Annotated in this window: 19 protein-coding genes; 7 read left to right on the top strand and 12 right to left on the bottom strand. The window is 69.4% G+C overall.

All coding sequences use genetic code 11. From position 1 onward, the window contains the following. Nucleotides 1-222: 222 nt before the first annotated feature. Entirely contained in the window at nucleotides 223-567 is a 345-nt protein-coding gene (locus tag ACFE8Y_RS01590; RefSeq protein ID WP_375462628.1) for a hypothetical protein, read from the top strand. A gap of 465 nt (nucleotides 568-1,032) precedes the next feature. Here ACFE8Y_RS01590 and ACFE8Y_RS01585 read toward each other — a convergent pair whose 3' ends face one another. The 5 genes from ACFE8Y_RS01585 to ACFE8Y_RS01565 all read right to left on the bottom strand — a co-directional run bounded on the left by ACFE8Y_RS01585 (nucleotide 1,033) and on the right by ACFE8Y_RS01565 (nucleotide 6,497). Further along, a complete protein-coding gene (locus ACFE8Y_RS01585) occupies nucleotides 1,033-2,334 on the bottom strand; it encodes an O-acetylhomoserine aminocarboxypropyltransferase/cysteine synthase family protein (RefSeq protein ID WP_375462627.1) in 1,302 nt (433 codons plus the stop codon). Between the two features lie 62 nt (nucleotides 2,335-2,396). Continuing rightward, on the bottom strand, nucleotides 2,397-2,783 hold the full coding sequence (locus tag ACFE8Y_RS01580; RefSeq protein WP_375462626.1) for a response regulator: 387 nt from the start codon (nucleotides 2,781-2,783) through the stop codon (nucleotides 2,397-2,399). An 86-nt stretch (nucleotides 2,784-2,869) separates the two neighbouring features. Continuing rightward, nucleotides 2,870-3,193 carry a YnfA family protein gene (locus tag ACFE8Y_RS01575; RefSeq protein ID WP_375462625.1) on the bottom strand — a complete coding sequence of 108 codons (324 nt, stop codon included), beginning with the start codon at nucleotides 3,191-3,193 and terminating at the stop codon, nucleotides 2,870-2,872. A gap of 80 nt (nucleotides 3,194-3,273) precedes the next feature. Continuing rightward, a complete protein-coding gene (locus tag ACFE8Y_RS01570; protein WP_375462624.1) occupies nucleotides 3,274-4,584 on the bottom strand; it encodes a sensor histidine kinase in 1,311 nt (436 codons plus the stop codon). A gap of 281 nt (nucleotides 4,585-4,865) precedes the next feature. Next, nucleotides 4,866-6,497 carry an ABC1 kinase family protein gene (locus tag ACFE8Y_RS01565; protein WP_375462623.1) on the bottom strand — a complete coding sequence of 544 codons (1,632 nt, stop codon included), beginning with the start codon at nucleotides 6,495-6,497 and terminating at the stop codon, nucleotides 4,866-4,868. Nucleotides 6,498-6,664: 167 nt separating this feature from the next. Here ACFE8Y_RS01565 and ACFE8Y_RS01560 point away from each other — a divergent pair, with 167 nt between their 5' ends. Together ACFE8Y_RS01560 and ACFE8Y_RS01555 are read left to right on the top strand one after the other, a co-directional pair. Then, nucleotides 6,665-7,945, top strand: coding sequence for an O-acetylhomoserine aminocarboxypropyltransferase (locus ACFE8Y_RS01560; RefSeq protein WP_375462622.1), 1,281 nt, complete (start codon nucleotides 6,665-6,667; stop codon nucleotides 7,943-7,945). A 122-nt stretch (nucleotides 7,946-8,067) separates the two neighbouring features. Continuing rightward, nucleotides 8,068-8,982, top strand: coding sequence for a manganese catalase family protein (locus ACFE8Y_RS01555; RefSeq protein WP_375462653.1), 915 nt, complete (start codon nucleotides 8,068-8,070; stop codon nucleotides 8,980-8,982). A 331-nt stretch (nucleotides 8,983-9,313) separates the two neighbouring features. Here ACFE8Y_RS01555 and ACFE8Y_RS01550 read toward each other — a convergent pair whose 3' ends face one another. The 5 genes from ACFE8Y_RS01550 to ACFE8Y_RS01530 form a co-directional block, all read right to left on the bottom strand. Then, a complete protein-coding gene (locus ACFE8Y_RS01550; RefSeq protein ID WP_375462621.1) occupies nucleotides 9,314-9,781 on the bottom strand; it encodes a YidB family protein in 468 nt (155 codons plus the stop codon). 78 nt (nucleotides 9,782-9,859) lie between these two features. Further along, nucleotides 9,860-10,804, bottom strand: coding sequence for a GAF domain-containing protein (locus ACFE8Y_RS01545; RefSeq protein WP_375462620.1), 945 nt, complete (start codon nucleotides 10,802-10,804; stop codon nucleotides 9,860-9,862). A 17-nt stretch (nucleotides 10,805-10,821) separates the two neighbouring features. Beyond that, nucleotides 10,822-11,622, bottom strand: a complete 801-nt coding sequence (locus ACFE8Y_RS01540) for an ABC transporter ATP-binding protein (RefSeq protein ID WP_375462619.1) — start codon at nucleotides 11,620-11,622, stop codon at nucleotides 10,822-10,824. Between the two features lie 11 nt (nucleotides 11,623-11,633). Continuing rightward, nucleotides 11,634-12,515 (bottom strand): nitrate ABC transporter permease, encoded by an 882-nt coding sequence (ntrB, locus tag ACFE8Y_RS01535; protein ID WP_375462618.1) that lies wholly within the window; start codon nucleotides 12,513-12,515, stop codon nucleotides 11,634-11,636. Continuing rightward, on the bottom strand, nucleotides 12,515-13,822 hold the full coding sequence (locus ACFE8Y_RS01530) for a CmpA/NrtA family ABC transporter substrate-binding protein (protein ID WP_375462617.1): 1,308 nt from the start codon (nucleotides 13,820-13,822) through the stop codon (nucleotides 12,515-12,517). The genes ntrB and ACFE8Y_RS01530 overlap by 1 nt, the downstream gene beginning before the upstream one ends. 464 nt (nucleotides 13,823-14,286) lie before the next feature. On the opposite strand from ACFE8Y_RS01530, the gene ACFE8Y_RS01525 reads away from it, so the two are divergent. Further along, nucleotides 14,287-15,570 (top strand): MFS transporter, encoded by a 1,284-nt coding sequence (locus tag ACFE8Y_RS01525; protein WP_375462616.1) that lies wholly within the window; start codon nucleotides 14,287-14,289, stop codon nucleotides 15,568-15,570. Between the two features lie 97 nt (nucleotides 15,571-15,667). Here the strand turns inward: ACFE8Y_RS01525 and ACFE8Y_RS01520 are convergent, their stop codons facing one another. Both ACFE8Y_RS01520 and ACFE8Y_RS01515 read right to left on the bottom strand, forming a co-directional pair. After that, nucleotides 15,668-16,858, bottom strand: a complete 1,191-nt coding sequence (locus ACFE8Y_RS01520; protein ID WP_375462615.1) for a hypothetical protein — start codon at nucleotides 16,856-16,858, stop codon at nucleotides 15,668-15,670. 119 nt (nucleotides 16,859-16,977) lie between these two features. Next, complete coding sequence (locus ACFE8Y_RS01515) at nucleotides 16,978-17,778, bottom strand: hypothetical protein (protein ID WP_375462614.1); 801 nt, start codon at nucleotides 17,776-17,778, stop codon at nucleotides 16,978-16,980. Between the two features lie 401 nt (nucleotides 17,779-18,179). Between ACFE8Y_RS01515 and ACFE8Y_RS01510 the strand changes: the two genes are divergently transcribed. From ACFE8Y_RS01510 to ACFE8Y_RS01500, 3 genes are all read left to right on the top strand, one after another. Next, entirely contained in the window at nucleotides 18,180-18,593 is a 414-nt protein-coding gene (locus tag ACFE8Y_RS01510; RefSeq protein WP_375462613.1) for a winged helix-turn-helix transcriptional regulator, read from the top strand. 286 nt (nucleotides 18,594-18,879) lie between these two features. Beyond that, a complete protein-coding gene (locus ACFE8Y_RS01505; RefSeq protein WP_375462612.1) occupies nucleotides 18,880-19,929 on the top strand; it encodes a ketopantoate reductase family protein in 1,050 nt (349 codons plus the stop codon). Between the two features lie 4 nt (nucleotides 19,930-19,933). Next, the gene (locus tag ACFE8Y_RS01500) at nucleotides 19,934-20,239 is read left to right on the top strand and encodes a hypothetical protein (protein ID WP_375462611.1); all 306 of its coding nucleotides are present in this window, start codon (nucleotides 19,934-19,936) and stop codon (nucleotides 20,237-20,239) included. The last annotated feature ends 60 nt before the right edge of the window (nucleotides 20,240-20,299 follow it).

Below are 20,299 nucleotides of genomic sequence, written 5' to 3'. Positions count from 1 at the left end.
CGATCCGCAAGGAGCTCGCGGCGAACGCTGAGATCGAGAGGCTGAAGGCCTAGAGGCGGGATAGGGAGGTCCGCTCTTGAGCAGCGTGCAAGCGATCTTAGTCGCCGATTTCCGTCGGCGGCCTCCTTGACGAGCCGACGGGGCCTTCTCACCTCAGCCGAGCGTGGCCCATGAACGGGCCGCTAAGCCCCATAGACCTCAATCCGTTCTATGGAGCTAACCATGAAGACGACTTCCCTGCATCGCACGACGCAGTGCCATCGCCCGCTTTCTGTTGGGGACGCATGGCTCAGCGTGGAGCATATCTACGAGGATGAGGACGGGAAGGGGGCGGTGGTTGCTTACCGTGACCCGAGCCGGCCATCACAGCACGGGGCGCATTTCCTTCGGGGCGCCTGCATTCCGCTCGGCGAACGCCGTGAACTGTTCGCTGGAGTGTTTGTGACCATCCAGAAGTGCAGCACCCATCATAAGGTCAAACTGCGCGTTGAGGCGCCGGTGAGCGTGCCGGTCACGCCCGGCTACCCGCGCGAGCGCGGGCCGCGCCTGGCCTACTCGGCCGCCTAAGCCAGAGCCGGCGGTGTCGTTCGCCGCCGGCTCCCTTCTCCACAGGCTGGCTGAGGCAAGACCATTCGATCCTGCTCCTTTCAGTCCTTAGGGCGTGCGTGCGCTGCTCGATGTGGATTGCCTGATATCCTGCGCGGTCAGAGAGGGCGTATGCGCCTCCCTGTTCGGCTTTATGGCGAGGGAGCCAGAGGCGCATTCCGGCTTTATGGGTTGGTGCGTTCCGGGTAACCCTGAGAGGCTGCGAGGCCTCGCCCAGCGACCTAAGGGCGGGTCAGTCCGGGTTTATGGGTCGACGCACAGAAGGCCGCGGATCGGTAAGGCACCGCAGGCGAGCAGTTCCGTTCCGATTGATCCGCTTGCGGGGCCGTCCTGTGCGCTGACCCCGGAGATAGGGATGGGCATAGCCGGCCATCCGCCCCGATCGTGCCGCGCTTCAGCGCGGCGGCGCCGGATGAAGGCCACGCATCATGCCGGCGACCCGACCTTGGCCAGCGCCTGCGCGAGGTCGGCGATCAGGTCCTCGACGTTCTCCAGGCCGATCGACAGGCGCACCGCCTCGCGCCCGACGCAGGCCGCGGCCTTCTCGGAATCGGGAAGCTGGCGGTGCGTGGTCGTGGCGGGATGGATCGCCAGCGACTTGATCTCGCCGAGGTTCACGAGGTGCGAGAACAACTCCAGCCCGGTGATGAACTGCAGCGCCGCCGGCTCGCCGCCCTTCAGGGCGAAGGTGAAGATCGATCCCGGCCCACCCGGCACGTAGCGCTTGGCCATCGCCTCGCCGGGCTGACCCGGCAGGCCCGGATAGCTGACCCAGGCCACCGCCGGATGGTCCTTCAGGTAGGCGGCGACGACGCGCGCGTTGGCGCAGTGCCGCTCCATGCGCAGCGGCAGGGTCTCGATGCCGGTCAGCGTCAGGAAGGCGTTCATCGGTGAGAGGCCGGGGCCGAGGTCGCGCAGGCCGAACAGGCGGCAGGCCACCGCGAACGGGGTCTCGGGGAACCGCTCGGTGATGACGAGGCCGTCGTAGTCGGGCCACGCCCCGGTGATCAGGTCGTAGTGGTCGGTCCTGGTCCAGTCGAAGTTGCCGGCATCGCAGATCACCCCGCCGATGGTCTGGCCCGAGCCGCCCAGGAACTTCGAGGTCGAATGGACGACGATGTCGGCGCCGTGCTCGATCGGGCGGATCAGGGCAGGCGACGCCAGCGTGTTGTCGACGACCAGCGGCAGGCCGTGGCGCTTGGCCACCTCGGCGATGCCCGCGAGGTCCATCACCGTGGCGCACGGGTTGACGATCGACTCGCAGATGATGGCGCGGGTGTCGGGGGTGATCGCCGCCTCGAAGTCGGCCGGCGTCAGGCCCTTGGCGAAGTGCGGCTTCAGGTCGTAGCGGCCGTCGAGGCGCCGCATCAGGCCGAGCGAGCCGCCGAACAGGCGCGGCGATGCGACGTAGGCGTCGCCGCTGCGCATCAGCGTCAGCAGCACGAGCATGACCGCGGACTGGCCCGAGGCCACCGCGACGGCAGCCTTGGCACCCTCCAGCGCCGCGACCCGCCGTTCCAGGGCGGCCACCGTCGGGTTCGAGCCGCGGGAATACGAGAACCCGGTGCGGCGCATGTTGAAGATATCGGCCGCCTGCTCGGTCGAGTCGAACACGAAGCCGTTGGTGAAGTAGATCGGCTGCACCCGCGCGCCGGTGGCCGGATCGGGGGCCGCGCCGGCGTGGATGGCCTGCGTGGCGAAGCGGGGCTTGTGCGGGGTGTCTGACATGATCTCGGATCGGTCCTCCGTCCGGCCCTCCCGCGGCCGCCCGGACGACGGGCGGGAGGGAGTCAGGCGGCGCGGTTGATGAAGGCGCGCAGGGTCCGCACCAGGGTGTTGGGCTCGTAGGGCTTCGGGATGAAGCGCGCCCCGTCCGGCATGTCGTAGGGTCCGGGCGTGCCCATCCCCGACACGACGAGGACCGGGATCGCGGGCCAGCGGTCGGCGACGAGCCGGGCCAGCGCGAACCCGTCCATCGAGCCTTGCGGCATGTCGACGTCGGTCATCAGGACCTCGACGTCGTCGCGGTTCTCCAGCACCTTCAGGGCCTTGTCCGCGTGGCTCGCCTCCAGCACCGTGAAGCCCGCATCCGAGAGCGTGTCGGCGGCCTCCATCAGGAGAAGGCCGTCGTCTTCCACGAGGAGGACGACGGGGTGCTCTGTCGGACTATCGGTCATCGGGCCTGCGGACGATGTCTCGTGGAGCCCGGGGCGTATTCTCCGGGCTCCCCCCCGTCAAGGCGGCGGCGTCGCGGCGGCCCGCCTCACGGGCGCGGTCCCCAGAGGATCACGGCGGCCCCGGCGAGGCAGATCATCGCGCCCGACAGGTCCCAGCGATCGGGTCTCTGTCCCTCGACCAGCCAGAGCCATCCGAGCGAGAGCGCGACGTAGACGCCGCCGTAGGCCGCGTAGGTCCGGCCGGCGGCCCCGCTCCCGACACGGGTCAGCAGCACGGCGAACAGGGCGAGCGCCAGGGAGCCCGGAACCAGCCAGAGCGGCGAGCGGCCCAGCCGCAGCCACGCCCAGGCCGAGAAGCAGCCGGCGATCTCGGCGAGCGCCGCCGCGACGTAGAGGAGGATGGTGGACACGCCCCTGCCGTCTCACGAGGCGACGCCAATGCCAACCCGTGGCCGGACGGCTGGGTGGAGGCACGGGCAGGCAAGTCCCCTCAAGCGGTGGCGACCACCGCGAGCGGGGCTTCCAGGGTCAGCACGGCGCCGCTCGGCGGGAAGCCGAGATCGACGGCGCCACCGAAGCTGTGGCGGAGGCTTCGCGCGATCAGGCGGGTGCCGAAGCCGGTCCGGGTGGGCGGCGCGACGGGCGGACCCCCGACCTCCTGCCAGCGGAAGCGAAGGCGGGCGTCCGCATCCGCGCCGACGACGTCCCACGCGATCACGACGTGCCCGGCGGCGGTCGAGAGCGCGCCGTACTTGGCCGCGTTGGTGCCGAGTTCGTGCAGCATCAGCGCCAGCGTCAGGCCGTGACGGGCCTCGAGGGTCACGGCCGGCCCGCTCACCCGGAAGCGCCCAGGCACGCCGTCCCCGTGGAGTGCCACCGCCCCGGCGACGAGGCCGGAGAGCGAGGCGCTGGACCATGAACCCTGCATCAGCACGTCGTGGGCCTGCGCGAGGGCGAGAAGGCGCGCGCCCAGCGCCTCGCCCGCGGCCTCCAGGGACACCGCGTTGCGCAGCGTCTGCGTCGCCACCGCCTGCACCATGGCGAGGGTGTTCTTCACGCGATGCGCGAGTTCCTGCATCAGCAGGGTCTGACGCGCCTCGTTCCGCTTGAGTTCGGTGATGTCCCGCGACACCGCGAGGATGCGCTCGGGGCGACCATCGGCGCCATCGATGGGCGTCACGGCGATGTCCCACCACGTCGCCGCATCCTCGCTCATGCCAGTCTTCAGCCGCGCCTGGAACCGGCACGGCCGTCCCGCCCGCGCCTCGTCGAGGGCGCGCAGGATGCCGGCGCGGCTGTCCGGGCAGGACCAGAACTCCAGCCACGGCCGACCGATGAGGCTCGCGGAACTGGCGACGCCGAGCACCGCCGGCCCGCTCTCGCTCACCGTGATGAGCCGGCCGCCGAGGTCGAGGATCTTCACGAAGTCGGTCGTGGTCCAGAGGATTCGGCGGGTGAATTCCTCACTCGCGCGCAGTTGCGTGTTGAGATCCTCGGCACCGGCGAGGCGGGCGGCCCCGTCCGCGAGGTCGCGCCGGCAATGGGCGACGACGGCGTCCGCCTCGGCGCGAAGGCGCGCCGCCTCCGACAAGACGCGGCTCGCCTCGACGCGGTTGGCGCTGTGCTCCGAGATGAAGATCCGCCCGAGGCGCTCGCTGCGCTCGGCTTCCGCGTCCGCCTGCCGGGTCGCCTGCACCAGCAGGGTCCGCAGGTGCATGTTCTCGGCTTCGAGCGCGGCCATCCGCCGCTCGGGTGCGGTGCTCTCGAAGACCGGAGCCTCGAACAAGGCGCGCGTGTGCATCACAGCCCCCCTTCGCGCGCCGCGCGGCGCGCCTACGGAATCGATCCGGGGGCGCGCGACGGAGCGTCGACCCGCCGGAGCGCGACGCGGCGACAGGATGTCGAGAACCTCGGGCAGGGTCGGCGGATCGATCCGCTTCTGGCCCCGCGCCCCGGCTCGCAACCTCGCGATACGATGGGTGACAAAACCTACCATATCGATTCGGGACCGCAAGCCACGATTGCAGTTACCGCACGGCCGGATTCACCGGAATTCAGTCGAAGGCCCGCTTCGACCCGGCGTCACTTCTTCCGGCCGAGCAGAACCAGCCAGCCGACGCCCAGGGTGAAGACCATGAGGCCGATCGTCACGAAGGCCGGCGTGCCGAGGTCGATCAGCCGCGGCGCGAGCTGCGTGGCGAAGGCCGCGACCACCAGCGCGACGGCGACGCGGGCCGCCGCCCGCTCGATGCCGCGGGTCACCTTGTCGAGGCCCTTGACCTCGATCTCGACGGTGACGCGGCCCTGCTTGAGCCGTACCAGCATCAGGTGGATCAGGGTCGGCAATTCGGACGCCGCCCCGTAGAGGCCGACGCCGAGGGCCTCGGCCTTGGATTTGAGGCCGTCGAGGGAGAACTGCGTGCGCATGCTCGCCCGCACCGTCGGCCCGGCGGCCGCGAACAGGTCGAAGTTCGGGTCGAGGTGGCGCATCACGCCGTCGGCGGTGACGAGCCCCTTGAACAGGATCGCGAGGTCGGTCGGCATCGCGAGGTCGTTCTCGCGGGCCATGGTCATGAAGTCGGTGAGCACGAGGCCGAGGTTGAGCGGGATCGAGGAATGGCTCTCGACGAAGGCCTGGGCCGAGCCTTCGAGCCGTGTCAGGTCGGGGTTGCTGGTCCCGGTCCAGTCGAGCAGCACCGCCATCAGCCCGTCGGCGTCCTGCTTCAGCATCGCGCCGATCAGCACGAGGAGCTGGTTGCGCCGCTTCTGCGACAGCCGGCCGATGATGCCGAAGTCGATGAAGCCGATCCGGTTGCCGGACATCGCCAGCATGTTGCCGGGATGCGGGTCGGCGTGGAACACGCCCTCGATCAGCGCCATCTTCAGGAATGCGTCGGTGCCCTTCTGGGCGAGCAGCTTCTTGTCGAGGCCCGCGACCGCGAGGCGCGCCTCGTCGTTGGGGGGGATGCCGTGGATGAACTCCTGCACCAGCACCCGCTCGGAGCACCACTCCCAGTGGATCTTCGGGAACACGATGTCGTCCCGCCCCTCGAAGAGCGCGGCCAAGAGCTCGCAGTTGCGGGCCTCGTTCAGCAGGTCGAGCTCGCCGTTCAGTCCGGCGGCGAGGTGGCGCATCTGCTCGCGCGGCTGGTAGCGGGCCATGTCCGGCCATTCGGTCTCGACGATGCGGGCGCCGTGGGCCATCAGGCGCAGGTCCGCGTCGATGACCTTGCGCAGGCCCGGCCGCAGCACCTTGACGATGACGTCCTCGCCCGAGTGCAGCCGCGCCCGGTAGACCTGGGCGATCGAGGCCGAGGCGATCGCGTCGGTGTCGAACTCGGCGAAGACCTCCTGCGGCGGCGCCCCGAGATCGGCTTCGAGCTGGGGCCGGATCGTCTCCCAGGAGACCGGCGACACCTGGCTGTGGAGCTTGGCCAGTTCCTCCGTCCACACCGGCGAGAGCAGGTCCGGGCGGCTCGCCAGTACCTGCCCGAACTTGATGAAGGTCGGCCCCAGCGCCTCGATCGCGCGCCGCAGGCGCTCGGGCTCCGATAGGCGGGTGACGTCGACCCTGGGCTTCCGCCGCGGGATCATCGGGATGTAGCGCAGCCCCAGCCGGTCCACGACCTTGGTCACGCCGAAGCCGATCAGGATCGTGGCGATCTCCGACAGCCGCTGACGGTCGCGCGCAGCAACGAAGGCGGTTTTGAGCATAGCGCGGGTCGATCCGTGCGAACGGAGAAGGATCGATCCGGACAGCACGAGCATCGGGTCTTTTTTAGGGTCGGCGCGGATCGCGCGATGCGGGACGGCGCGCCTTGCGCCGCTCTCCCGCCGGGGCGTACACGGCTACATCGCGGCCAGTGCCCGAGGAGACGACGATGACCGACCGGCTGCCCGGCTTCAACACCCTCGCGATCCACGCCGGCGCCAGCCCCGACGCGACGACCGGCGCGCGGGCGACGCCGATCTATCAGACCACGAGCTTCGTGTTCGACGACGTCGATCACGCCGCCTCGCTGTTCGGGCTCCAGGCCTTCGGCAACATCTACTCGCGCATCACCAACCCGACGAACGCGGTGCTGGAGGAGCGCATCGCCGCCCTCGAAGGCGGCACCGCCGCGGTGGCGGTGGCCTCGGGCCACGCGGCCGAGTTCCTGACGATGCACGCCCTGATGCAGCCGGGCGACGAGTTCATCGCGGCCAACAAGCTCTACGGCGGCTCGATCAACCAGTTCAACCACAGCTACAAGAACTTCGGCTGGGGCGTCGTCTGGGCCGACACCGACGACCCGTCCTCGTTCGAGCGCGCCATCACCCCGCGCACCAAGGCGATCTTCTGCGAGTCGATCGCCAACCCCGGCGGCGTGATCACCGACATCGCGGCCCTCTCGGTGATCGCCCGCCGCCACAACATCCCCCTCATCGTCGACAACACCATGGCGACGCCGTACCTGATCCGCCCCTTCGAGCACGGGGCCGACATCGTCGTGCACTCGGCGACCAAGTTCCTGGGCGGCCACGGCAACTCGATCGGCGGTCTCGTGGTCGACGGCGGCTCGTTCCAGTGGGCGGGCGACGCGCGCTACCCGATGCTGAGCCAGCCGCGGCCGGAATACTCCGGCATGGTGCTGGCCGAGACCTTCGGCAATTTCGGCTTCGCCATCGCGATCCGGGTGCTGGGCCTGCGCGACCTCGGGCCGGCGCTGTCGCCGTTCAACGCCTTCCTGATCCTCAACGGCATCGAGACCCTGCCGCTGCGGATGCAGCGCCACTGCGACAACGCGCTCGCCGTGGCGACCCACCTCGAGACGCACCCGGCCGTGTCCTGGGTGAGCTATCCGGGCCTGGAGACCGACAGATACCACCAGCTCGCCCGGCGCTACACGCCGCTGGGCTCCGGCGCGGTGTTCACCATCGGCCTCAAGGGCGGCTACGAGGCCGGCGTCAAGCTCGTCGCCGACCTGCAGCTCTTCTCGCACGTGGCCAATATCGGCGACACGCGCTCGCTGGTGATCCATCCGGCCTCGACCACGCACCGCCAGCTCACCGATGCGCAGAAGACCGCAGCCGGCGCCGGCCCGGAGGTCGTGCGCCTCTCGATCGGGCTCGAGGACCCGGAGGATCTGATCGAGGATCTCGACGGCGCGCTCGGCGCGTAGACCGGAGGGCCGTAACGGCAACCCGCGCGCGGCCAAACGGCCCACGCCCCGGCGAATCCGGAACTTGGCTGTCGGCTGGGCGGTAGCCCTCTCAGGTGTTCATCACCCAAGAGGATTTCCTAATGTTCATGCGCATCGACAAGCTCCAGGCCGAGCTTCCGCAGCCCAAGCGACCGGACCCGAACGCGGCCGCGGCCCTTCAGGAGCTGCTCGGCGGCAAGTACGGCGAGATGTCGACGCTCGGCAACTACATGTTCCAGAGCTTCAACTTCCGCAACAAGACCAAGCTGCGGCCGTTCTACAGCCTCGTGTCGAGCATCTTCGCCGAAGAGCTCGGCCACGTCGAGCTGGTCTCGACCGGCGTCGCCATGCTGAACAACGGCCCGGGCGATCCGACCGAGGACGTCGATATCTCCAAGGCGCCGTTTGCCGACATGAAGGACATCCGCCTCGCCGGAAGCTTCCTCTCCAACGGCGGCGGCGCCATGCCGATGAACAGCAACGCCGCGTCCTGGAACATGGACATGGTCACGACCACGGGCAACCTGATCATCGACCTGCTGCACAACTTCCACCTCGAATGCGGCGCCCGCATCCACAAGCTGCGCGTCTACGAGACCCTGAAGGACGCCACCGGCCGCGAGGTCTGCGGCTACCTGCTGGTGCGCGGCTCGGTTCACGCCCACGCCTACGCCCTGGCCCTGAAGAAGCTCACCGGCGTCGAGATCGAGAAGATGCTGCCGACGCCCAACATCGATCTCTCGCGCGTGCCCGAGTGCCAGAAATACCTCGACGAGGGCAGCCACCGCCGGCTCTACACCTTCGGTTCGCCCGATTATCCGGAGATGGCGGGCGTCTGGTCGAACGACGAGGTCGCGCTGCCCGGCGACCCGCCGGGCAATCTGGAGATCGTCGACGGCATGCCCGAGGGCGGCAAGATGGCGGAGCTCGACGGCAATTACGGCGCCTTCGCCCCGGACTACGCCCCGCAGGAGATCTTCGAGATCGCGAGCAAGCTCTACAAGAAGAGCCGCTGACACCAAGCCTCGACTGCGAGGCGCCGATCATCCGCCGAAGATACCGCGACGCGAGTTTCCCCTCTCCCCTCTGCGGGAAAGGGCGGCCCGCGAGCTAAGTCGGGAGAGGGGAGCGACGGGGCCGGAACCGGTGCTCCACTCTCCCGACCCTCGCTCACGCGAGGGGCATCCTCCCCCGCAGAGGGGGGAGGGAGGATGCAGACCGAGATTTCTTCGGTGAAGCGCGGCGTATGAGGCATTCGTCCTGCCCTGCCGTGAACGAAAAGGCCCGGCGCTCTGATGGAGCGCCGGGCCTTTTGCCGGATACAATCCGCAGCGGTGCTGCGGCCGGTCAGGCGGGGATACGGCCGTCCGGCGTGTAGCGGTCCACCGCCGCGGGCAATTCGCGCGCGAGGCGGGCCAGCAATTCGTCCCGCGACAGGCCGGTGCGCTGCGTCAGCACTTGGATCACGTCGGGTCCGATGGCCTTCTCGAGGTCCGGCGCGGGCAGTTCCCGGTTCGGGCCGCGGTCCACCCACGAGGACGCGGCCTCGCCGTGGCCGGCCTGCGTGAACCGCGACAGCATCTCGCCGAGACCGCTGTTCAGGAAGCCGCCCGCGCTCGTGGCGGGGACGCCCCCGAGGATGCGGCCGAGGTCCATGCCCTGTCCGGCCACGGGTCCGGGGGCCGGTCCGCGCGTGGGGGTAGGACCGGCTTGGCCGGCGTTGCCCAGCATCTCCGCGATCTTGTCCCGGTTCTGAAAGCCCGCCAGCGCGAGCAGCCCCAGCAGGGCGGTCATGGACGGAAAACCATCGCTCATCGGAAACATCCTCCCCTGATCGGAACACTCAAGGCGCAGCCTCCACCGAGGGTTCCGTGACACGCCGGTCGGAAGGCGTCAGAACCGCCAAGCGGTCACCGCCTTCAGGGCTCCGGCCGCGTCGAGGCACGGCATGGCAAGCGCCGAATGCGCCTCGGCGGGTTCGCCGGGATCGACCAGCCACGCGGCGTCCGCCGCACAATCGGCGCTCGCGACCGGAAGCCCCGAGGCGAGCACCGCGCCAAGGAGCCCATCGCCGGCCGCGATCCGGGTCGGGCGCCCCGCGGCGGAGACGTCGGTCGCCGCCTCCGACAGGCCGGTTTCGTAGATCAGGCCGCCGCTGCCGTCGGGCACCCAGACCTCGAAGCGGCCGGCGATCGGCGTGCCGAGCGCGGAGAGGAACACCATGATCCAGGTCTTGCCCGGATCGCCGTCGAAGGGCAGGCCGAGGCCGAGGGTGAGTCCGACTTGGCGAGCCTCCTCCTGGCGCAGGAAGCGCTCGGAGCGGTAGATCTCGCGGAATACCATCGGCATCTCCGCGGCCCAGACCGTGCCGGGCAGTCCGAAGCCCTTGCCGAACCGCTTCATCCGAGACGTCATCTCGAACAGCTCGGCGCCGCCGTAATAGCCGTCGTGCAGGCCGATCTGCGCGTCCGTCTCGGGATCGTTCGACCAAACCTCGATCGCGCCGACCTGATCGGCGGCGTCGCCGCAGAACAGGACCACGACGGCCCGGATCGCATCGCCGGAGAAGATCGGCATGGCGATGCCCGAGGTCAGCCCGGCCTCGGCCGCCGCCGCGATGCGCCGGAAGGTCGAGGTCGCGAGGCTGCGCATCACGATCGGGTGGCGCGCCGCCCAGGCCTCGCCGGGCAGGCCCTCGCCCTTGCGGAACCGGGTGTCCCGGCTCAGCTCCGCGAACGCGTGCAGCGGGCCGTAGAGGCCGCTGCCGAGGACCAGTTCCGTACCGTCGGCGGTCGGCAGCCAGATCTCGGCGGCGCGGATGAACGCTGTCTTCGACACGCTGCCCCGGCCCTGCCTTAGGCCGCGATCGCCGGCCGGGCGTGGCGGGCGTAGAGGAACTCCAGGACCTCGGCGCGGCAGTGGACGTAGGCCTTGTCCTCGACAAGTTCGAGCCGGCGGCGCGGGCGCGGCATCGGCACGGTCAGCACCTCGCCGATGGTGGCCGAGGGGCCGTTGGTCATCATCACGATCCGGTCGGAGAGCAGAACCGCCTCGTCCACGTCATGGGTGATCATCATCACGGTGTTCTTCAGCCGGACCTGGATCTCCATGAGCTGGTCCTGGAGGTGGGCGCGGGTCAGCGCATCGAGCGCCCCGAACGGCTCGTCCATGAGCATGACGGTCGGCTCCATGGCCAGCGCGCGGGCGATGCCGACGCGCTGCTTCATGCCGCCCGAGATCTCGTTCGGCCGCTTGTCGGCGGCATGCACCATGTTCACGAGGGCGAGGTTGTGCTCGATCCAGGCGCTGCGCTCGGCCTTGGACTTCTTGCCCGCCAGCACCTTGTCGACGGCGAGCGCCACGTTCTCGCGCACGGTGAGCCACGGCAACAGCGAGTGGTTCTGGAACACCACTGCCCGCTCGGGGCCGGGGCTCGAGACCTCCTTGCCGTCCAGCAGCGTCACGCCGGTGGAGCTCTTCAGCAGCCCGGCGACGATGTTCAGCACCGTCGACTTGCCGCAGCCGGAATGCCCGATGATCGACACGAACTCGCCCTTGGCGACCTTGAGGTTCACGTCGCGTAAGACCTCCGTCGTGGTGCCGCCGCGGGTGAAGCTGATGCCGACCTGCGAGAGGTCGAGATGGGCCTTCGACATGCTCGTCCTCCTCAGGCTGCGCTGGTGCCGCGGGTGACGAGGCTGCCGACGGCCGCCACCAAGCGGTCGAGGATGAAGCCGATCACGCCGACATAGACCAGCGCCACGATGATCTCGCTGATGTGCGACGAGTTCCAGGCGTCCCAGATGAAGAAGCCGATGCCGACGCCGCCGATCAGCATCTCGGCGGCCACGATCGCGAGCCACGACAAGCCGACGCCGATGCGCAAACCCGTGAAGATGTACGGGGCGGCGGCCGGCAGCATCACCTTCATGAAGAACTCGATCGGGTTCAGCCGGATCACGGCGGCGACGTTGCGGTAATCCTGCGGGATGTTGCGGATGCCGACCGCGGTGTTGATGATGATCGGCCAGATCGAGGTGATGAAGATCACGAAGATCGCCGAGGGCTGGCCGTCGCGGAAGGCGGCCAGCGACAGGGGCAACCACGCCAGCGGCGGGATCGTGCGCAGCACCTGGAAGATCGGGTCGAGCCCGCGCATCGCCCAGTCGGACTGGCCGATGAGCGTGCCGGTCAGGATGCCGACGATGGCGGCCAGGGTGAAGCCGAAGGCGACGCGCTGGAGGCTCGCCGAGATGTGCCAGAACAACCCCTTGTCGGTGCCGCCGTTGTCGTAGAACGGGTGGGCGATGATGTCCCAGGCCTCGGTGACGACGCGCGAGGGCGGCGGCAGGCCGGCTGTCGGCCGCGAGCAGGCGATCTCCCAGAACAGCAGGAAGACCGCCAGCACGACGAGGGGCGGGATCAGGTTGGCGGCGAGTCCCTTCAGGGTCTTGGCCGTGACGAAGGGCCGGCGGCTCTTCGCGCCGGCGGCGTCGCGCGACGCCGTTTCGAGGGGGACCTTGGCGTCGACGCTCGACGAGGCGGCCATCACGAGACCTTCTTGATGCCGAGGCTGGCGAGGTAGGCGGCCGGGTCGGCCGGGTCGAAGACCTTGCCGTCGAACATCGTCTCCTTACCGCGCGATGTGCTCGCCGGGATGGCGACGCCGCCGAGCGCCTTGGCCGCCTCGCGCCACAGGTCCTCGCGGTTCACCTTGGCGATCAGCGCCTTGGTGTCGGTCTGCGCGTCGTACTTGCCCCAGCGGATGTCCTCGGTGAGGAACCACAGGTCGTGCGACTGGTACGGGTAGGAGGCGTTGTCGGCCCAGAACTTCATGACGTGGGGGCTGTTCTCGACGACGCGGCCGTCGCCGTAGTCGATCGTGCCCTTCATCCGGCCGGCGACGTCGGCCGGCGGGATGTTGATCCACTGGCGCTTGGCGACGATGGCCGCGAACTCGTCGCGGTTCTCAGGTCTGTCGCACCAAGCTTGCGCTTCCAGCACCGCCATCAGCAGCGCCTTCGTGGCGACCGGGTTCTTCTCCACCCACGAGGCGCGCATCGCGAAGGCCTTCTCGGGGTGGTCCTTCCACAATTCGCCGGTGGTCAGCGCGGTGTAGCCGAGGCCCTGCTGCACGAGCTGCGCGTTCCACGGCTCGCCGACGCAGAAGCAGTCCATCGTGCCGACCTTCATGTTCGCCACCATCTGCGGCGGCGGCACGACGATCGTCTCGATGTCCTTGTCGGGGTCGATGCCGCCGGCCGCCAACCAGTAGCGGAGCCAGAGGTCGTGGGTGCCGCCGGGGAAGGTCATCGCGGCCTTCACCGACTTGCCCGACGCCTTCTTCCTGTCGATGGCCGCCTTGAACACCTTGGCATCGAGGCCGACCTTCTGATCGAGGTATTCCTTGGCGACCGAGATGCACTGGCCGTTGATGTTCAGGCGCGCCAGGATGTTCATCGGCACGGGGACGCTGTTCTGCGTCACGCGGCCGGCGCTGATCAGGTAGGGCATCGGCGTGAGGATGTGGGCCCCGTCGATGCCGTTGCCCTCTGAGCCGAGCACGAGGTTGTCCCGCGTCGTGCCCCAGGAGGCCTGCTTCAGCACCTCGACGTCGGGCATGCCGTGACGCGCGAAGAAGCCTTTCTCCTTGGCGACGAAGAGCGGACCGGCATCGGTGAGCGCGATGAAGCCGAGCTTGGCCCCCTTCACCTCCGGGCCGGCCCCTTGCGCGAAGGCGCCGCCCGGTAGGGCGAGCCGCGCAGCGGCGGCGAGCGAGAGGGCGCCGGCGGCGCCCTTGAGCAGGCCGCGGCGGGTGCCCGCGCCGGGAGGGGTCTTCGTCTCGCCGTTTCGCATCGCCGATCGCATCCTCACATCACGAACACACCGAAATCCGCCGATCCGCACGACGACGGAACCCGCCGGTCGCTGGACGGAGCGAGACGGAGCGGATCGCATCAGCGGCGTTGCTGGCGGAGGCGGTGCCGTCGGCATTGACGGGCACCCGTCCCTCAGCAGATTCCGTGCCAATATCTTGGGCATGGCGGGCGAGGCCGTGGCGGCGCCCCGGCGTCCACCGGCCGCCCGAACAGCGCGACTGGGAAGCAGATCGGCGCGTGCATTGCACAAAAAATGTGCGCATGCGTCCAGGATTATGGACGGCGCAACGAACGTGCCCGGCTGGCCGGAACGCCGCCTCCCAGGATGGACCGCCGCATGCGGAACGCGCCGGCTCGCCCCGTGCTCACGAACATCGCGCTGGGCAAAGGACCTGCTCTGCACTACCGAGGCGCACCGCACGCGCACGATCCTGCAGGCCCATGCTCCAGACCGCACCGCCGACCGCGCTCTCGGCCCGCCGCATCCTGACGGCGAGCTTCGTGGGCACCGCGATCGAGTTCTACGACTTCTACATCTACGCCACCGCCGCCGCCCTGGTGATCGGGCCGGTGTTCTTCCCGTCGGGCGAGCCGGGCGTGCAGCTCCTGGCGGCGTTCGCCACCTTCGCCATCGCCTTCGTCGCGCGGCCGATCGGGGCGGCCGTGTTCGGGCATTTCGGCGACCGGATCGGGCGCAAGCGCACGCTCGTCGCCTCCCTGATGATCATGGGCGTCTCGACGGTGCTGATCGGCTGCCTGCCGACGTACAGCGCCGCCGGATGGCTGGCGCCCGCGGCGCTCTGCGCGCTGCGCTTCGGCCAGGGCCTCGGCTTCGGCGGCGAGTGGGGCGGGGCAGCCCTGCTGGCCGTCGAGAACGCGCCGCCGGGGCGGCGGGCGTGGTACGGCATCTTCCCGCAGCTCGGCGCGCCGGTCGGGTTCATCCTGGCCAATCTCGGCTTCCTGGCGCTGAGCTACGGCCTCTCGCCCGAGAGCTTCCAGAGCTGGGGCTGGCGCCTGCCGTTCCTCGCATCGGCCGCCCTTGTGGGGGTCGGGCTCTACGTCCGGCTGAGGCTCACCGAGACGCCGCTGTTCAAGGCCGCCCTCGCCGTCGAGGCGCCGGAGCGCGTGCCGTTCGTGACGATGCTGACGCAGCATGGCCGCGCCACGCTGCTCGGCACGCTCTCGATGGTGGCCTGCTACGCGGCGTTCTACCTCTCGACGGTGTTCGCGCTCGGCTACGGCACCGCGACGCTGGGCTTTTCGCGCCCGACCTTCCTGCTGTTCGAGTGCGTCGCGGTCTGCTTCATGGCCGCGGGCATCCCGCTTTCGGGGGCCGCCGCCGATCGCTTCGGGCGCCGACCGGTGATCCTGCTCGGGACGGCCCTCACCGTCCTCCTCGGGTTCCTCCTCGGGCCGATGCTCGGCAGCGGGCAGGCGCCCCTGGTGCTGGGCTTCCTCTGCCTCGGCCTGTTCCTGATGGGCTGGCTGTTCGGGCCGATGGGGGCGCTGCTGCCGGAGCTGTTTCCAACCCGGGTGCGCTACACCGGCGCCTCGGTGACCTACAACCTTGCCGGCATCATCGGCGCCTCGGGCGCCCCCTACCTCGCCCAGCGCCTCGTCGACTGGGGCGGGATCGCATGGGTCGGCGCCTACCTTGCCATCGCCGCAGCGATCAGCTTCGTGGCGGTGCTGCTGATGCCGGAGACGCTGCGCGAGCCGGTGTGACACCCGGCCACCCGTCCTCTCGGGTTCGGAGGAACGGATCCGCACGCGATCCGAAGCGGCATCCGCGATCGTTCAACCCGCGAGAGACCCGAACCCGTCAGTTCCGCTTGTCGAGGGGGCGACCGAGGAGCCTGGCGAACTCGGCCTCGATCTCCTCAACCGAGAACGGATTTGCGGACGATTTCTGGGCAGGCGCTGACGGCGGCGGTTCCGGCTGCGAAGGCGGCTCCGCGCGCGGGGGCTCGGCCTGAGCAACCGGATCCGCGGCCGGTGCGACGTGAGGGGGAGGCTCCGGCACGGGCGGAGGCGCCTCGGCCACGGGAGCGGCCGGCTCGGGCGGATCGGGCAGGAACGGTTCGGGTTCTTGCGGCGGCTCCTCGAACAGCGCGTCGTCGGGCTCGCCGTCCCGAGGCGCGGGTTCGACCGGTGTCGAGGCCGTGGCGTCGGCGACCGGGTCGGTCGCGGCGTGCTCCGCGGGGCTTTCCGTCGCGGGAGCTTGGCGCGCCGCGGGGGGCGGGGTCACCGCCGAGGCGGGACGGGCGAGCGCCTCCTCGAGCTGGCGAGCCATGTCCGCCAGGATCGCGGGGTCGATCGCACGGCGCTCGGCCGGCGGCAGCGCGGGAATCGGGTCGGCCGGGGCCGCGTCGGGGCGCTCGCGCTCGGAGGCCACGTCCGGATGCGGGCTGAGCAGCGGCGGCGCGGTCCGTCGCAGCGGCCGCCGCGCGGCGGGGTCCGGACGGGAAGCGGGCACGACCGCGTCGGCGCGCTCGGTCGCGGCGGCGAGGTCGAGGGCGGCCGCGTCGAGGGGATGCGTCACCGGCGGAGCCGCGCTCGATCCCGGCGCGGTCGGCCCCAGCACCACCGGCATCTCGAAGCTCGGCGGGAAGAACGGCTCGGGCCGCTGCTCCTCCAGGCCGGGAAGCGCGGCGTCGGATGCCCCCGGGATCGCGTCGGGACGGGGCTCGGCCATCGCCTCGGGCCGCAAGCCCGGGTCGCGCTGGCCGCGCTGGATGTGGCGTTCGATCACCACGTCGTTCGGGCCGCCGACGAGGAGCAGGTGCTCGACGTTGTCGCGCCGCAGCAGGATGAGCTGGCGCTGCCGGTCGAGCTCGTACACGTCGACGATGCCGAGTCGCGGCTGGCGCCCGCGCTGACCGCCTCGGCCGGCCTGGGCGAGGCCGCCGCCACCGAGGCGGCGCACCGCCAGCACGATCACGGTCAGCACCGCGAAGATCACGGCGAAGATGCTGACGTACTGCACGACCGGAGAGCCGTCAGATCCGAACACGGACTGCAACCATTGCAAGGCTGAAACTCTCGCTCTCACGAGCCCGCCGGGCCCTACGCAACGCGAACGCCCCACTATCACGCCGCGCCGCGCCGCGGGCAATCTTCGTTAAGTCTTCGTTAACAGGCCGTTCTTTTTCCATAGGCAACGCAGGAGCTTGCGCCGCGCGTTCCGAGGTCCTTCCTCGGTACGCTCCCGGAGCGTTCAGGCGGGCTCGGCGCCGCCGCACCGATCGAGGCGCGCGGTGGCGAAGCGCCGCCGGGCCTCCAGGCGCTGCCGGTCGTAGACCTCAGCCGTGATCCGGCTGTTGATGTGCCCGGCGACCTTCGCCGCGTCGTCGTTGACGGCCCGCCGCGGCGCCCTTCGGTGATGGCCGGGGCGCGCACGTCCCGGCTCCACAGCCCGCGCGGCCGGCCGGCCGCGGCCCGCACTTGGCGCAAGGCGCGCCGGAACTGCATGTCGGTGTCGGGCAACCCGGTGTGCTCGTTCACGATGAGCGCGGAGCGCGCCTCGGGCGGCATCTGCACGACTTCGTCGAGCCCCATCGGGCAGAGGGACAGGTCGATCAGGATCTCGGCGCTGGTCGACCCGCGCGTCTTCGACGGCAGGTCGCGGACGGCAGGTCGCGCAAGCAGCAGGTCTTGGCCGATGTGGCGCCATTCGAGCCCCGCCCACTTGGACGAGCCGTCGACCACCGGGCAGATCGCCGGACCGGCAAGCGGATACCACTGCCCGGCGGCGTCCCACTGCCGGAGCGCCGTCTCGAACTGGACGGCGTAGCAGAGCGCCAGGGACGGGCTGCCCAGCGCGTGCGCGGCGACGATCGCTCTCCGGCTCGGCGCGCAGTTCTGCGCGCACTGCTCGGTCATGCTGGCCCGGATCGCGGCGCAGGAGAAGCGCGGGAAGTAACAGGTTTGCAATCACGGATCGCGCATTCGGAGCCGTCGATGGCGCGTAGGCCACGCATCGCGGACCGGTCGGCGGTTACCGAAACCACCCCGCTGCGGCTCGCCATCACTGCCGCGCTCGCCTATCCCGATGGCGGCCTGATCGCGAGCGGGCGGCCGGCACGAATTCCTGAGCGATCGCGAGGGCGCAGGCGGTACGCCCCGGCGTTCGGGACGTGAGGGTCGCAGGTTCAGATCCTGCCACTCCAACCGAATTTCCCGAAATTGATCAACGGCTTTGATCGGCGTTCCACCGGGCCGGACAATGTCCGGTACAACCTTCCGCGCGCGATATGACCACCTGCGTGTGAGATTGCCTGCAATTCGGTAAGTAGGCACCATGAAGTGTTATAGGCACCTGACGGAGAGTGATCATGAAGCGCGCAGCGGCGATCGACAGGCGGCACGCGGACCCGGTGCCGCGCGCGGTCGATCCCGCGATCGAGGCCCTGGTCCAGGACGTGATCGGACAGGCGGCCGACAAGTGGACGATGCTGATCCTGGAAGCGTTGCAGCAGCAAGGCGCGCTGCGCTTCACCCAGCTCGGCAAGGTGGTGGGCGGCATCAGCCAGGAGATGCTCACCAAGACCGTGCGTCAGATGGAATGCGACGGCTTGGTCATGCGGACCGTCCACCCGGTGATCCCACCCCACGTCGATTACCGCCTGACCGGACTCGGCGAGAGCCTGAGCGCGGCGCTCTGCGGCGTCCGGACCTGGGCGGAGACCTACTACGACGATGTCCAGGAGGCGCGGAAGGCGTTCAGGGCGCGGGAAGGGCTCCGTTAGCGTATGAACCGAACCAAACTGTTGGCTTGCCTAGTGTTCTCTGCTTCACTGCCGCCCGCGACGGCACGAAGACGGCTGTAAGTCATGAAACCGAAGCCTTAGCAATATCTCCATTCGCTGCGGATCCTAGAGATAGGCACAAACACACTCCGTTTTTAGAAGAATTGCCGCATAGTGCAAAATCTTGTCCGATTCGTTATTTGCTATCCGAACGTATCGGAGAAATTCAACACCGACTTGTATCAGCGCTCCAAGAAATCAGCGACATAATCACCGAGAGGGAAGCATGCCACGCAAAATTCTGATCCTGGGAGCCTCATATGGCTCTTTGCTCGCGACGAAGCTGCTGATGGCTGGTCACGACGTGACCCTTGTCTGTCGCAAGAAGACCGCAGACCTCATCAATCGTGAAGGTACCGAAGTCCGCATCAAGTTGCGCGACGAAGCGGTCCATCGGTCGATCCAGTCGCGCGATCTGCCTGGAACCTTGGACGCGAGGCCGCCCGAAGACGTCGACCTGAACCGCTACGATCTGGTCGGTCTCGCCATGCAGGAGCCGCAATACACCAACCACACCATCCGCGTCCTGATGATCAAGATCGCCGAGGCGAAGCTGCCGTGTCTCTCGATCATGAACATGCCGCCCCTGCCGTATCTCAAACGAATCCCGGCGCTCGCGGAGATGGACTTGGAGGATGCCTACACCAATGCTGGCGTTTGGGACCGGTTTCAGCCGGGATTGATATCGCTCTGCTCACCCGATCCGCAGGCCTTCCGCCCGGCGGACGAAGGGGCGAACATCCTCCACGTCGGGTTGCCGACGAACTTCAAGGCGGCGCCGTTCGCGGACGAGACGCACAACCGGCTGCTCCGGGAACTGGAGGCGGACATCGACGCGGTGCGGCTCGACGGCCAGGACGTCCCGGTGAAGCTGAAGGTGTTCGAGTCGCTCTTCGTCCCGCTGGCGAAATGGTCGATGCTGCTGACCGGGAATTACCGCTGCATCACGCTGCACGAGCCGCAGTCGATCCGCGACGCGGTCCACGGCGATCTGGCACGTTCACGCGCGATCTACGAGCACATCGACACCATCGCCCGGCGTTTGGGCGCCGATCCACAGGATCAGGTGCCGTTCGAGAAGTACGCCAAGGCTGCGGAGAGCCTCCTCAAACCCTCGTCGGCGGCCCGGGCGGTGGCGAACGGGGCGCCTTTCATCGAGCGGGTCGACCTGTTGGTCAAGCTGATCTCGCATCAGCTCGGTGAGCCCGACGCCGAGATCGACCGTACGGTTCAGACCGTGGATCGGAAGCTCGGCGAGCGGATCATCGGGGGCTGAGGCGATGCCGCTCAACGGCGCGATCTGCGAGCCCGCGCGCGCCGCCGCACTGAAGGCGGGCCGGCAGCCGGTCCGCGGCTACGCCATCGCGGGCGACCGCGCGGTCGCCCGCGTCGACGTCTCCGCCGACGGCGGCCGCACCTGGGCCCAGGCCCGGATCGAGCGCGACCTCACACGCGGCGAGCACGAACTCGCGGTGCGGGCCTGGGACGCAGCCGGCCAGACCCAGGCCGCCGCACCCGACAACACCTGGAGCGACGAGGGCTGTCTCAGCGCCGCGTGGCACCGGGTGCGGGTCATCGGCGGGTGAATCGGGCGCCGCCTGCAACCGCCGGCGGATGAGGCGCCCGTGCCCGTGGTCGGCGAGACC

It is taken from the genome of uncultured Methylobacterium sp. (assembly GCF_964242245.1).
Lineage (GTDB): Bacteria > Pseudomonadota > Alphaproteobacteria > Rhizobiales > Beijerinckiaceae > Methylobacterium.
This window is presented reverse-complemented; position numbering and strand designations above follow the sequence as displayed.